Here is a 14528-nt window from a genome sequence, read left to right on the forward strand (position 1 = left end):
GCGCCTGCCCAGGCAAACGGTTTTCTTCAAACGCCATGAACCTGAATACGGCTGCCCCGTGCCGAGGGCAGCACATCAATACGCAGCGCCATTTGCTCTTTCAACTCGGTCACATGGGAAATAATCCCGATAGTACGGCCGCTGGCCTGCAAATCCAGCAAGGTACGAATGGCCAATTCCAAAGAATCCATATCCAGGCTGCCAAACCCTTCATCAATAAACAGGGTATCCAACCTGATGCCACCGGCATAGGCCTGAACCACATCCGACAAGCCCAGCGCCAGCGACAGCGCCGCCATGAACGATTCGCCCCCCGACAAGGTGGCTACCGGCCGGGCAATGCCCGTGTATTCATCCATGACTTCCAGGTCCAGCCCCGAGCGGCTATTGCCCTTGGCACGGTCCTCTTTCCGGATCAATTGATAACGCCCCTTGCTCATCAAACGCAGGCGCACCGTAGCATCGGCCAGCACATCATCCAGCAAAACACTTAACACAAACCGCTGCAGACTGATCCGGCTGTCTGCGCGCCCATTGGCAACATGGCTGAGCGTGCCATAAATGGCATACTCCCGTTCAAGCCCGGCATTTTGCTCATGCATGCGGTCAATTTTTGCCGCCACCGATTTCAATTGATTCAATGTCTCGTTATGCTGCTGCCAGGCAGATTGGGCCTGGTCACGCAATTGCTTCATCTGTTCATGCCTGGTTTCCATTTGCGTCAAATCAGGCGGGGTTTTACCCTCAAGCTGAGCACAAATATTCTTACACTGCCCTTCAAGCTCATACTGTTGACGGTTAAATTGCGCCACATACTGCTCAAGCGCTTGCCTTTCATGCGCACTCAGCACCGCCAGCCTGCATGCCTGTTCACTATCAAAAGCATGCTGCCCAAGCTGATCCTGGCAGGTCTGCCGCGCCTGTTGCAGGGCAACGATTGCCTGCTCCTGCCGGCTTTCCAGGCCAGCCTTGCGTTCCTGCAACTGAACATGTTCCTGGCTGGCCAACTCAAATGCCTGCCGGGACATTTCATATTCTTTTTGCAGCAAAGCCAGACGTTGCCTGACATCGAGCAACGTTTGCGCCAGCACGTTGGCATCACGAAACGACTCGGGCAATTCGGCCAGCCGAAGCTTGAGCTCATTCTCCAGGGAAGCCAGGGAAAGCCTGATGGTCTGCTGCTTTTCCCGGGTCTGCTGCAAGGTTTCGTCCAGCTGCGACAGCGCCTTTTCAAATACAGCCAGCTGCTCTTGCAACAAAGACTGCGACTGTCTGGCCTGGGTGCATTGCTTAACCCGTTTGCGGGCCTGCTCACACACGTCCAGCAAAGTGGGAGCGGGTACGCTGGCACTGTCACCCAGCGCTGCCAGCTGCTCATTAATTTGCCCCGCCAATGCCTCTTGCAAGGTACGAACCTGAACCAGGGTGTTTTCCATGTTTTGCAGCTGCTGACGTGCTTTTTCAAGTCTTTGTGCAGACTGTTCTAGATCTGCCTTCTCCAGCAAGGCCTGTTGTGCCTGTGCCGGTTGCGGATGCATGGTGCTGCCACAAACCGGGCAAGGTTCATTCAACTGCAAACGACTGGCCAATTGTGCCGCCTGCTCCTGGTGCCACTGAATTTGCAGCCGGGTATCTTCTTCGTGCAGGGCCTGCCAGCTTTGCCGCGTTTCCTCCACCGAGGCGATGCCCGCCATCGCCCGCGCTTGCAAGGCCTGACTTTTATCCAGCAGCGCATCGTACTGTTTTTTTAATTGCAGAACATGTTCCGCCTGATCCAGTTGCTGCACAGCTTCAGGCAGCGCCTCAACAAAAACCCGCAACTCGACAATTTTTTCCCTGGCCTGCTCCAGTTGTTGCTGTTTATGTTGCCGGGCAAGCAACTGCTCATCATGCGTCTGGTTAATTTGACGCCATACTGCCTGCAGGCGCTCATTTTCCACTTGCTTTTCCTGAAGCAGGCGCATTTTTTCACGATAACGCTCAAGTTCATGGATTTGAACATTCAAATCATCTTTTTGCCGGTACTGGCTTGTGGCCAGCTCAAATTGCTGGCGGGTTTGCTCAAGCTTTTTCCCGGCACCAACCATTTGCAGCGCCAGCGCCTGCAATGCCTGCTGCAGACTTTCGCTGTATTTTTCCGCTTCTTCACGTGCCTGGATCAATGGCATCAACAAAGTGGCCTGGCTGGAGCGCGCAAGCTTATGTTCGGTTTGCCGCAATTGCCCGCGTGATTGCTCAAGTGTGGCCAGCGAATGCAGGCAACTTTCTTTCTGCCTGAACAATTCCTGCAAAGCCATTGCAGCGGAACGCTCTTTTTCAAACAACATGAATTGTTCAAAGGCGAGGTTTTTTTTCGTTTCAAGTTCCTCAACCAGTGGCGCAAGTTGACTGGTTTTTTCTTTCAGGGCCGCTTCCGAGCTGCAATCGGCCGACTCCAGCAAACCGGCAATTTTCTGGTCATGTTTTTTTTTGCTTTCTTCGATATCCGCAGCCCGCTGCTTGAGTTTTTCTTCTATTTTACGGTAAATGGAGGTTTGGAACAGCTGACTGAAAATACTTTCTCTTTGTTGGGAGTTGGCCAATAACAACTCCCTGAACTTACCCTGAGGCAAGACCATGACCTGCCTGAACTGCTCAGCGGTAAGACCGGTCAGCTCAACCACCCTTTCCGTTACCTCGGTGGCCTTTTTGGGAATCAGCAAAATCTCATTGCCATCCGCCTGTATTTCCCACAATTTGGCCTCGGTCGCTTGCATGGTAAAACCTTCACCCCGCTGCTTGGGCCTGTCCTGGGCCGGCATCCTGAAAATCCGGTATTGCTTTTCACCCAAAGCAAACAAGAACTCAACTTCGGTTAAGGAATGAGAAGCCGCCATATCCGAGCGCAGGGCAGCCGGATCCCGATCATCATCGGCCGCCTGACCATACAGGGCAAAACAGATGGCATCCAGCATAGTACTTTTACCGGCACCGGTTGGCCCATTAATCAGGAACAGGGGGTTTTCACCCAAGCGGGTGAAATCAACCTCTTCTTTTCCCGCGAAAGGCCCAAAAGCCTGCATGCTTAAATAAACGGGTTTCATGCCTGCTCCTCTTTGCGCACTTCAAGAATCACTTCCTTGACTGCCTGCTTCTGGGGTTCACTCAGAGGCTGTCCGGCCACCTGCTCAAAAAAGTCACAAAACAGATCGTACTCATCACGCTTCAGGGCCTGCCCCGGTGCCAGCACCTCTGCTTCGGCACGATACAGACCAGGTTTTTCCAGTTGCAATACATTAGGATATACCTCGCGGATTTTCCCTATCGGATCCAGCACGGCATGGGTATCCGCAAGCTTTACCAACACGTAATCGTGCGCATTGGGGTCTTGCCGGCCCATTTCAACAATATCTGCCAATGTCCCTTCCAGGGTCCGCACATCGCGCAAGGGTTTCAGGGGCAAGTTTTGCATGCTTGCCTTGCCATTTGTATCCAGCTCCACCAGGGTAACGCCCTTGTTGTGAAACTGCTCGGAAAAACTGTATTTAAGAATAGAACCCGAATAACGGATATGCTCTGCCCCTTTATACTGGGGCGCATGCAAATGGCCCAGCGCCACATAATCAAAACCATCAAAAACCGTATGAGGCACTACATCAGACCCGCCAATTGACAAAGGCCGCTCAGACTCGGAGTTAACCGCCCCTTCCAGAAAACAGTGAGCCAGCAATACATTGACCCGCTCCGCGTCCATCACCTGTCTGATTTTTTCTGCCAGCAGGCGATGCGCCGCTTCATAAGTGCTGACCGGCGCCTGAAAATAATTGCGTACCAGCTCGGGATCATTAAAAGGTATGCCATAAAAATCAACCCGCTCACCCTTGTCATCAATCACAACCGGCTTGATCATCTGATCAAAATCGGCAATGATATGCACACCGGACGCCCTTAACTGTTGAGCGGCAAACCCCAAACGCTGCGCACTGTCGTGATTGCCAGGAATCATGATGACCGGAATATTCAGTTGCCCTATCCGGTTTAAGGTTTTATCCAGCAAAGCCACCGCTGACACCGGTGGCACCGAACGATCATAGATGTCGCCGCTAATCAGCAAAGCCTGCACCTGATGCTGCTCAAGGTAAGCAATGATCTGGTCCAGCACATACTCCTGGTCTTCAATCAGAATACGGCTGGCAAACTGACGGCCCAAGTGCCAGTCAGAGGTATGAATGAATTTCATGTAAGCGTCGTAATTTTTTTCTATTTGCATTGACGGTCAACAATGACCGCAAGAGCATTTTAACATCCTGTCAGCACCAGGAATATTTTCCCCAATCCCTTACTCATCTTGTGCCGACATATCGGCGTTGACCACATCAACCGCCCACACACCAATCACATTGACACAAAAGACTAAGCAGCCATAAACACGCTTGACAAATATTCTCATTGCTCCCCCCTGTAGAAAACAATAGAATTATGATATGCCTTTGCGACATCCACGTGACATCCCATCTATTCTGCTTTACAGGAGACGAATATGTATAAGTTAAATGAAAAGGGCAGATACGCACTTGAAACTTTTCTGGATGCTATTGCCAAGCCAGGCTTTGAACTGGAACCCATTTACGAGATGGCCACCCGGATTGCCAACGAATACTTCCCGGTTGATCAGGATGCCATTCTGGAACTCGATCCCAGCCAAACCCAATCGGGCAACCCCGAAATAATCCAGTTATTCAAAAGCTGGTTCGACCATTCATAACCCGGCCTCTGTTTTCCGGTTAAATTGTTTAACCGGAAAACAACGCCAGGATTATCAAGCACCGCTTTTGAAACCCACCACTTTTGAGACCCATTTAACCGCGCACCTGACAAGGTGTTATTTAAACAGGCAAAAAATAAACAGGCATAAAAAAAGCACTTACCAATGTAAGTGCCTGATTTGCCAATTTTGCAATGGTGGGTGCTACAGGGGTCGAACCTGTGACCTACGCCTTGTAAGGGCGCCGCTCTACCAACTGAGCTAAGCACCCATTGCTTAACTGAAGAATTAAATTATATAGAGCCTTTCATAGGCTGACAAGCTTTTATTGAAAATATATTCAAATTACACAAAAAAACATGACCAATTTACAACAAACATAAAAAAACAATGTTTCCCCATACAAAATTCACCCACATGCCCGCAAAGCTCACAATAAGGCAACTCCACCAACTTTGGTTATAATGCCCTGTCTACCATCATAACCATGGCATTACATCCTATGTTAAAAATCATCTATATGGCAAAACTAAAAGAACAATTGTCCATTGCCGAAGAAACCATTGAGTGGCATGGCGGTACCCGCGATGAACTGATCCAGTTATTACGCAGCCGCAATCAACTGTGGCACGAAACCCTGGCCCCCGAAAACGTATACAAAATAGCCATCAACAATAGCATTGTTCATCAAAATGCCCACATACCGGAAAACGCTGAAGTCGCCCTGCTTCCCCCGGTTACCGGAGGCTGAAACCATGTATGCCATCAGTATCCAATCCACAGACTTCAACCTTGAAACCGAAGAACAATTGGCCGAACAGTCCTCAAGCAACTGTGGTGCGCTTGTAAGCTTCGTTGGAAAGGTTCGCGGCAAAGACCACGAGCAATTGCTCAGTCATTTGTACCTGGAGCACTTTCCCGGGGTCACCGAACAGGAAATTGAAAAAATCATTCTGACGGCACAACAGAAATGGCCTTTACAGTACGTCAAAGTCATCCATCGTATTGGCGAAATCAAAACCGGTGAAAAAATTGTGCTGGTCCTGACCGCCAGCGAACATCGCAAAGACGCCTACCAGGCCAACGAATTTATTATGGATTACCTGAAAACAGAAGCGCCTTTCTGGAAAAAAGAATGCTTTGCCAACGGAGACGCTCATTGGGTGGATATGAAAAAGTCCGATCTGGATCACACACAGCGATGGAACCAGGCATGATATCCAATACAGCCGGACTCATTCTTGCCGGTGGACTGGGCAGCAGAATGAACCACCAGGACAAGGGCATGGTTTTGTTCAAACAAAAACCACTGGTTGAATATCCGCTGGCGCTTTTGCGGAAAAACGTGGATTGCATTGTGATTAGCGCAAACCGCAACCTGGATAAATATGCCTCTTATGGGCATCCGGTTATCCCGGACCTGCCCCAGTACACAGCATTGGGTCCGTTGGGCGGCATTTACAGTGCCAGCATGCAGTTGCCTGAAAACATTGCATTCATTCAGGTAGTACCATGCGACACCCCTTTCCTGCCCGACACCCTGACCGAGCGTCTGCATAACGCCCTGCTGCAAACCAATACCGATATTGCCATGGCAATCAGTGGTGGCAACCAGCACCCCAGTGTTATCCAGTTCCGGCGTTCACTGCTGCCCGACCTTAAACGGCGGCTTGACCATAAGGTGGACAAATTACGCCTGCGCTCCTTTGTGCTGGACAACGCCCATACCTTGGTCAATTTTGAGCAGGAAGATTTTTTCATCAATTTTAACAATCCAGAATCACTCAAGCTCTGGGATTCATTACAAGGTAATGCATAATGCGTGATTACTACGAAGCTCTTGAAGAACTGCTTTCCAAAACCCAAACAACCCACCAAACAGAAGACCGCCCCCTGGAAGAGGCTGAAGGCTATATCCTGGCCGAAGCATTAACGGTGAATTATGACGCCCCCATGTTTGACAACAGTGCCATGGACGGCTACGCAGTTTGCGACCTGAACCGGACCGAATGGGAAATTATTGGCGTGGTTGCCGCGGGTGATGACGTTACCGCAACCCGCCTTGAGCCCGGACAGGCCGTTCGAATTTTTACCGGCGCAGGTATACCGGCCAATACCGACAGCGTGGTTCCACAAGAAAACACCACTGTCACCGACAGCCATGTGTCGGTTGAGCAAGCACTGAAACCCAGCGCCAATATCCGCCGCCAAGGTGAAGAATTGAAAAAAGGAGATGTACTGGTTTCATCTCATACCGTTATTTCACCCGCCGCCATCGGGCTGTTGGCCAGTCAGGGCTATGCCAGTGTCAGCTGCTTCAAGCCACTCACCCTTACCCTGTTCTCTACCGGTGATGAACTGCTTTCCCTTACCGAACCACTGGCACCCGGTAAAATTTATGATTCAAACCGCCCCATGCTGCTTGGCTGGCTTAAGCATTATGCCTACCTGAAGGTGGTCAATGGCGGTGTTTTACCTGATGACTATGACACCATCAAGCAGGCTTTGCATCAGGCCGCCGCCAACGCGGACATCATCATCTGCTCTGGCGGGGCATCGGTGGGGGACAAAGACTATGTCAAACAGGTTCTGGACGAATTGGGTACCCTTGAACACTGGAAACTGGCCATCAAGCCCGGCAAACCCTTTGCCTGGGGAAACATCAACAATCGCTGCAAAGTATTTCTGCTACCCGGCAACCCGGTGGCCAGTTATGCCACCACCCTGCTCATGACCCTACCGGCCATTAAATATCTTGCCGGACTTTCAATTGAAAAAGCCCGTCCCCAAAAATGGAAAGCCCAGGCGGATTTTTCAATTCCCAACAACAAACAAGGTCGCCGTGATTTCTGGCGTGGTGCGCTTACCATGACAGAAACCGGTGTCTGGGCAGCGCCCGTCAAAGGCCAGGGCTCGCATATGCTTTCCGGCTGTGTCAATGCGGATGTCTTAATCGAGGTTCCTGCGCACACCAATGTCGAACACGGCCAATGGATTGATGTTTATCCGTTGTCACACTCGTTTTAAGCCCACCTCATTTCCACAAAAAAGCCCGATAACACAACCGTTACCGGGCAAGCAAACAACATGAACCACGGTGCGTTATCACAGCCGTCTGGTTCGGCAAGCAGCCGCACCAGCTTTGGGCATGATTAATGTGGCACTTCTTTTTCCATCATCAGGAAAGGATTGGCACCACCCCGGGAATAGCCTTTTTCACCCAGCATCATATCCAGAGCCAACGACCCCAGGTCATCGGCAACCGGATCGGCATGCTGCTCTTTGCTGAGGCTGAACATTTTACGGTAACCCTGGCAAACATCACAGGTTTCACCGCTGGCTCCATGCAAAGCGCCTTCGGTGACACCCTCCACCGACTGCAAGGTCATGTCTTTCGTATTACCACAGAAAGTACACTTTGCCCTTAAGGCATTCCAGCGACTGTTGCATAAATTGCAATGCAGGTAACGCAGGTTTTCCTGCTCACCGCTTTTCAAAACAATACTGGCAACCGCATCACTGCCACAGCAGGGACACTGTACACGCTCATCACGTGAAGGCACATCAGTTTCCTGCAATTGCATCGCCCAGTAAGTCCAGATCACTTGCAAAACGGCATGCACCCAAATACTGTATTCCTGGTCAGTTACGTCGGCTTCGTGTTGCAGCAGGCGCCGGGCCAGCGCTTCCTGATCAGGCACCGGCATGGCCAGCAGGCGTTGCCAGGTTTGTTCCATATGATCAGACAATTCACCCTTGATACGCTCGTACAAGGCATGCAACATGGGCGTAAAGCAGGACGGAATCGGGGTATTGTGAACATTTAACATGGAAGCCGTCTCATTACGCTTGAGCTCCGGGACAACGGCATCTGCGTCAGCCAGCAAACCATGCTGAACCCGAGACAAGCCAGCCAACAGCTGCAAATACAATTTCCAGTCGGATTTCTCCAGTTTGGCCAATTTTGTGAAACGCTCACTGCGGGACAAAAACAGATGTTTATCTGGCGCGATCCAAAATGGAATATGAAAAAAAGATTTTTCAATTTCTTCTTTTGGTTTTAATTTAATGTGATCCATTTAAACCCTTTAATCTGCCAAAGTAATGTATTCATGACCGGTGTAAATCACCTGCTGACCTGGCCTGGCAAAGCCTATCAACGTCATATTGGCCTCTTGCGCCAATTGCACAGCCAATGAAGTGGGCGCCGAAACGGCAACCAGACACCCAACCCCCAAAACGGCAGACTTGACCACCATTTCGTAGCTGGCACGACTGGATACCAGCACAAAACCCTCTGACCAGTTCCAGCCAGCCCTGGCACCAAACCCCAGCAATTTATCCAGGGCATTATGTCGCCCAACATCTTCAAACAGGGCTTGTATATGACCGCTGCCATTTACCCAGGCAACCCCGTGCACAGACCCGGTTTGCGCACGCAATGGCTGCAACGAGGCAAATGCATCAAGCGCATCTGAAATATGCGTTGCAGATATATGGGGCCTTACCTTAACAGGAGTGATAACCGGTTTGACCACATCCAGGCTTTCTATGCCACATAAGCCACACCCGGTACGACCGCTTAAATTACGCCGCCGTCCCTTCAGTTGCAAAAACGCTGCCGAGGCAATGTCCATATTAACCAGCATGCCTGCTGGGGTTTGCAACACTTCCACATCATAAAGTTGGGATGCCGAGGATAAAATCCCCTCAGTCAGGCTAAATCCCAGCGCGAGCTCCGGCAAGTCTTGTGGAGTTGCCATCAAAACCACATGTGAAATGCCGTTGTAAACAAGGGCGACCGGTACTTCATTGCTCAGGCAATCATCCGTCTCGTCAATCCGGCCTTGCTTCAGGCGCCAGACGGTTGAAGTTTTAAGTGGTGTTGCGGTCATACTATAAACGCCCGGCAGCCTCATCCTTGGCTTTCTTTTTTGCCATAATTTCACGATACCAGCGGGGGTGATGCGCCTTGGCCCACGCTTGGGTGACCACACCTTCCACCATGGCACGAATGGTGCCTTTAATCCAGATGGCCGCATAGACATGCACAATAATTCCGGCAATCAGCACCAGGGCTGACACGGCATGCAGCAACAAAGCAATCCGAATAAGCGGAATCGGGAACATGTCGGCAAAATAAGGGCGCCAGGCAATAAACCCGGTTGCCAGCAAAGTCAACATGCAAACCGTCATTAACCAGAACATGATTTTCTGGCCAGCATTATACTTGCCAGTATCACCCACTTCTTCGCCTTTCAGGATTTGACCAACTGATGTAAGCCACTTAACATCTTCTTTTTCCATTAAGTTGTATTTCCAGTAACGGAAAAACTGGATAAAAAAGCCAAGAAACATAACCACCCCAACAAAAGGGTGAATAATGCGGGCCAGCTGCGGCGTTCCAAACACGCCGGTCAGCCAGAAAAAAGCCGGATAGAAAAAAGCCAGGCCGGAAATCGCCAGCAACACAAAGCAACCGGCCACAATCCAGTGATTGACCCGTTCGGCTTTGTTATAGCGCTGAATCAGTTTCTCTTTCATTATGCATCCCCCTCGTTTTTAAGCGTATCTCCATCTTTACCAATGATTTCGGGTTTTTCCTCGACGGTCCGGTTTGGACCGATGGTGATGTAGTGCAACCAGCCTACGACACCCGCCAGGGCAATACCAACCGTAGCCAACGGCTTGAGAAGACCCTTCCATAAACTGACTGTGGTACTGATTTCAGGATCTTTGGGAAGATCATTATAGAGCTGGGGCTTGTCGGCATGATGTAAAACATACATGACGTGAGTACCACCAACCCCTTCGGGATCATACAAACCGGCATTTTGATAACCACGATTTTGCAAATCCTCAATCCTTTTTTCAGCGACCAACTTCATGTCATCTTTGGTACCAAACTGAATGGCTCCGGTAGGACAGGTTTTTACACAAGCCGGCTCTTGCCCAACCGCCACGCGGTCTGAACACAAACTGCATTTATAAGCACGGTTATCTTTTTTGGAAATTCGTGGAATATTGAATGGGCAGCCCGCGATACAGTAACCGCAACCGATACAGTTTTCCTGGTGGAAATCGACAATACCATTTTCATATTGAATAATGGCACCGGGTGAAGGGCAGGCTTTCAGACAGCCCGGATCGGTGCAATGCATGCAGCCATCCTTGCGGATCAACCATTCCAGCTTGCCGTTTTCCTCGGTTTCGGCAAAACGCATAACGGTCCAGCTGTCTGCCGTCAAATCTATCGGGTTGTCATACACACCATGGTTGATCCCGATATCATCTCGCAAATCGTTCCATTCGGAACAGGCTACCTGACAGGCTTTGCAGCCAATACAGGTTGTCACGTCAATTAATTTTGCCACTTCTTCCGGTTGACGAACGCCGGGGGGTGGTGTCATTTCAGCTGTCGCGGAACGACGACGGATATCTAAAGATTGCAATGCCATTTTCTAACTCCTTAAGCCTTTTCCACGTTCACTAAAAATGTTTTGTATTCGGGTGTCTGTGCATTACAATCACCCACAAAAGGCGTCAAGGTATTTACTAAATACTGTTTTCTGTCCGATACATTCACCCATCCACCATGCAAGGGAATACCGACTTGGTGCAGGGTTTCTCCATTAACCTGCAAAGGCCGGATCCGTTTCGTGACAACCGCCCTGGCCTTAATAGAGCCCCGGATGGTGCTGACGGTTACCCAATCGCCTTTTTCAATTCCCTTCTCTTTGGCCAGCTCTTCGCTAATTTCAACAAATTGCTCGGGTTGGGCAATCATCAGCAGCTTGACAGACTTGGTCCAGAACTGGAAGTGTTCGGTGAGGCGGTAAGTAGTACCCACATAGGGATACTTGTCTTTCTTGCCAAAACGGTTTCTGGCACTGTCAAACATGCGCACGGCCGGTGAGTGCACTACGCCGGGGTGCAGCAGATTGGTGCCCAATGGCGTTTCCATAGGTTCATAAGACTCGGGGAAAGGACCATCCACCAATTTTCTGGCACAGAACAAACGGCCAACACCCTCTTCGTTCATGATAAACGGATTCATGTCCGTACCGGGTGCCTCATCCGCCTTGAAGTCAGGTATATCGGCACCCACCCATTTGCGGCCATCCCACTCGATCAATGTACGGTTTTTATCCCATGGCTTGCCACTGGGGTCGCACGATGCACGGTTATACAGAATGCGGCGGTTAGCCGGCCAGGCCCAGGCCCATCCGGGCGTATTGCCTAAACCGGAATCGGTATTGTCGCGACGGGCCATCTGGTTGCCGTTTTTAGTCCAGCTACCTGAAAAAACCCAGCAGGCACACGAGGTGCTTCCATCATCTCGCAGCTGATGGAAACCATCCAGCAACTGGCCTTTGGGTATGACGATATTGCCCATCTCGTCTTTGATGTCCTCTAGGGCACGACCGTTAAACTCCTTGGCCATTTCATGCGGCAAGGGGCTAAGCGGATTCTGGTACTGCCAATCAAGATTAACAATTGGCTCTGGTACCGTACCACCCTCTTCCAGATATAACTTTTTAAGCCGTTGATGGATTTCAGCCAGAATTTCCAGGTCAGGTTTGGCATCGCCCGGCGGATGTGCCCCGGCCCAGTGCCACTGCAACCAGCGTGATGAGTTGACGATGGAGCCTTCTTCTTCTGCAAAACAGGGCGTCGGCAAACGGAAAACCGTCGTCTGGATACTGGCAGGATCAACATCGTGATGTTCACCATGATTTTCCCAGAAAGTGGCTGTTTCAGTATTCAAGGGGTCCATCACCACCAGGAATTTCAACTTCGAGAAAGCCTCGGTGACCCGTTTTGAGTCGGGGAATGAACTGGTAATGTTGAAACCCTGCACCAACAGGCCGTGCATTTGTCCCTGATAAATCATGTCGGTCATTTGCAGGCTATCGTACATCTTGTCCCATTTAGGCAACCAGTCATAACCCCAGTCATTTTCTTTAGTGGCCTTTTCACCAAAGAACCATTTAAGCAGGCTAACCATGAACTTGGGTGTATTGCTCCAGTAATTCAGCTGGCCTGGACGGAAGGATTTGGGTGTTTGTTTTTGCAGGTAATCATCAAAAGTGGGATGCTGATTTTCATTGGGCAGCACCAGATAGCCTGGCAAGCTCGTGGACAGCACGCCCAGATCAGACAAACCCTGAATATTGGAATGCCCACGCAAGGCGTTGACGCCACCGCCAGCCATACCGATATTACCCAGCATAAGCTGGATCATGGCCATCGTACGGATATTCTGGGTTCCATAAGTATGCTGCGTCCAACCCAGGGCGTAAAGAATCGTTCCGGTCTTGTCAGGCACACTGGTTTCACCCAAAGCCTGGCACACCAACAGGAAGTCCTCAATCGGTGTTCCCGTGATTTTTGTCATCATCTCGGCCGTGTAGCGGGAATAATGTTCTTTCATTAAATTCCATACACAGCGCGGATGTGTCAGTGTTGGGTCAACCTTGGCATAACCGTTTTCATCAAGCTCGTAAGTCCATGAGCTCGTATCGTAAGTGGTGTTTTCGGGCGCATGCGTATCAGCCAGCGGATCTGCATTGGCTGCCGTGGCATCACTGGTCTCGGAGTAATCGGGATGACCTGTAAACAGGCCCTCATGGAAGCCATATCTTTCATCAACAATGAAACTGGCATTGGTATAAGCTTTTACATATTCCCACTGAATCTTATCGTTTTCAATCAGCCAGTTAATGACCGCCCCCAAAAAGGCAATATCACTTCCTGAACGAATCGGCAGGTAATGGTCTGCCACCGCAGCGGTTCGGTTAAAACGCGGATCACAAACAATGAGTTTGGTACCCTTTTTCTTCTTCGCCTCAATGACCCATTTGAAACCAACCGGATGCGCTTCTGCCGGATTGCCGCCCATGACCAGAATAAAATCGGCATTCTGCATGTCACAGAAAGTATTGGTCATTGCCCCCCGGCCAAATGTAGAGGCCAGTGCAGACACAGTGGGCGCATGGCAAACACGTGCCTGCGAGTCTGCCGCCACGATACCCAAAGAGCGAATGAATTTTTGGGTCAGAATACCGGCTTCGTTAGAACCGGCGGACGTACAGGCCATTCCTACTGCCTCAAGACGGTTAACCGTGACGCCTTTGTCGTTTTTTACAACAAAATGTTCATCACGCTCCTCTTTAATCAGGCGGGCAATACGATCAAAAGCATCATCCCATGAGATTCGCTTCCATTCATTGGTACCGGCTTCACGAACTTCCGGGTAGTGCAAACGTTTGGGGCTGTTAATGTAATCAATCAGGCCAGCCCCTTTCGGGCAAAGACTGCCCCTGCTGACCGGATGGTCGGGATCACCCTCAATATGAAATATTTTCTTGGTGACGTTCTTGGCACCATCTCCCAGGCTATACAGCAAGGTTCCACATCCAACCGAACAATAAGTACAGTTATTTCGTGTTTCAACCGCCCTTAACAATTTGTACTGGCGAACTTCAGCCCACGCGTTGGTTGGCGCGGCCCCCATTACGGCAAGACTTGTCGCACCAACACCGCCTGCCGTAACTTTAAAAAACTGTCGTCTGGTCATCTTCATTGCGATGATGCTCCTATCGTGTATGTATTTAAGACCCTATGATCAATGGGGGCTATTATAAGTAACAATTCAGTTGAAAAAATTATCATTTTAAATATTTACAAATTAGCTAACATGAGCATAAAAATCACATGCTTATTTCAACAACAATTCAAGCCGGTCATTTCAAGAATACAAGAAAGCCCGCCAATTGACTAC

12 protein-coding genes and 1 tRNA gene are annotated in these 14528 nt (G+C 50.1%); 5 read left to right on the forward strand and 8 right to left on the reverse strand.

Features of this window, described 5'->3' with window-relative positions:
* Positions 1-26 precede the first annotated feature (26 nt).
* Together HCX92_RS10765 and HCX92_RS10770 are read right to left on the reverse strand one after the other, a co-directional pair.
* The gene (locus HCX92_RS10765) at positions 27-3083 is read right to left on the reverse strand and encodes an AAA family ATPase (RefSeq protein WP_169294965.1); all 3057 of its coding nucleotides are present in this window, start codon (positions 3081-3083) and stop codon (positions 27-29) included.
* On the reverse strand, positions 3080-4249 hold the full coding sequence (locus HCX92_RS10770) for an exonuclease SbcCD subunit D (protein ID WP_211182367.1): 1170 nt from the start codon (positions 4247-4249) through the stop codon (positions 3080-3082). The genes HCX92_RS10765 and HCX92_RS10770 overlap by 4 nt, the downstream gene beginning before the upstream one ends.
* A gap of 270 nt (positions 4250-4519) precedes the next feature.
* Between HCX92_RS10770 and HCX92_RS10775 the strand changes: the two genes are divergently transcribed.
* Entirely contained in the window at positions 4520-4744 is a 225-nt protein-coding gene (locus HCX92_RS10775) for a hypothetical protein (protein ID WP_169294966.1), read from the forward strand.
* Positions 4745-4939: 195 nt separating this feature from the next.
* Here HCX92_RS10775 and HCX92_RS10780 read toward each other — a convergent pair.
* Positions 4940-5015 (reverse strand) — tRNA-Val (locus tag HCX92_RS10780).
* 231 nt (positions 5016-5246) lie between these two features.
* Here HCX92_RS10780 and HCX92_RS10785 point away from each other — a divergent pair.
* Genes HCX92_RS10785 through glp form a run of 4 tightly spaced genes read left to right on the forward strand, consistent with a single transcriptional unit; the run spans position 5247 to position 7771 of the window.
* Positions 5247-5495: a MoaD/ThiS family protein gene (locus HCX92_RS10785; RefSeq protein WP_169294967.1), complete on the forward strand. Its 249-nt coding sequence runs from the start codon at positions 5247-5249 to the stop codon at positions 5493-5495.
* 4 nt (positions 5496-5499) lie between these two features.
* The gene (locus HCX92_RS10790) at positions 5500-5961 is read left to right on the forward strand and encodes a molybdenum cofactor biosynthesis protein MoaE (protein ID WP_169294968.1); all 462 of its coding nucleotides are present in this window, start codon (positions 5500-5502) and stop codon (positions 5959-5961) included.
* Positions 5958-6563 (forward strand): molybdenum cofactor guanylyltransferase MobA, encoded by a 606-nt coding sequence (gene mobA / locus HCX92_RS10795; RefSeq protein WP_169294969.1) that lies wholly within the window; start codon positions 5958-5960, stop codon positions 6561-6563. Before HCX92_RS10790 ends, mobA begins: the two co-directional genes overlap by 4 nt.
* Positions 6563-7771, forward strand: a complete 1209-nt coding sequence (glp, locus tag HCX92_RS10800; RefSeq protein ID WP_169294970.1) for a gephyrin-like molybdotransferase Glp — start codon at positions 6563-6565, stop codon at positions 7769-7771. Before mobA ends, glp begins: the two co-directional genes overlap by 1 nt.
* Positions 7772-7896: 125 nt before the next feature.
* Here the strand turns inward: glp and fdhE are convergent, their stop codons facing one another.
* Genes fdhE through fdnG form a run of 5 tightly spaced genes read right to left on the reverse strand, consistent with a single transcriptional unit; the run spans position 7897 to position 14330 of the window.
* Positions 7897-8823 (reverse strand): formate dehydrogenase accessory protein FdhE, encoded by a 927-nt coding sequence (gene fdhE / locus HCX92_RS10805; RefSeq protein ID WP_169294971.1) that lies wholly within the window; start codon positions 8821-8823, stop codon positions 7897-7899.
* Positions 8824-8832: 9 nt separating this feature from the next.
* Positions 8833-9639 (reverse strand): formate dehydrogenase accessory sulfurtransferase FdhD, encoded by an 807-nt coding sequence (fdhD, locus tag HCX92_RS10810; protein WP_211182368.1) that lies wholly within the window; start codon positions 9637-9639, stop codon positions 8833-8835.
* Position 9640: 1 nt separating this feature from the next.
* On the reverse strand, positions 9641-10288 hold the full coding sequence (locus HCX92_RS10815) for a formate dehydrogenase subunit gamma (RefSeq protein WP_211182369.1): 648 nt from the start codon (positions 10286-10288) through the stop codon (positions 9641-9643).
* A complete protein-coding gene (fdxH, locus tag HCX92_RS10820; protein WP_169294973.1) occupies positions 10288-11202 on the reverse strand; it encodes a formate dehydrogenase subunit beta in 915 nt (304 codons plus the stop codon). Before fdxH ends, HCX92_RS10815 begins: the two co-directional genes overlap by 1 nt.
* Positions 11203-11213: 11 nt before the next feature.
* Complete coding sequence (gene fdnG, locus HCX92_RS10825) at positions 11214-14330, reverse strand: formate dehydrogenase-N subunit alpha (protein WP_169294974.1); 3117 nt, start codon at positions 14328-14330, stop codon at positions 11214-11216.
* Positions 14331-14528: the final 198 nt, after the last annotated feature.

The organism is Advenella sp. EE-W14, assembly GCF_012923605.1.
In the GTDB taxonomy this organism is placed as follows: domain Bacteria; phylum Pseudomonadota; class Gammaproteobacteria; order Burkholderiales; family Burkholderiaceae_B; genus Advenella; species Advenella alkanexedens.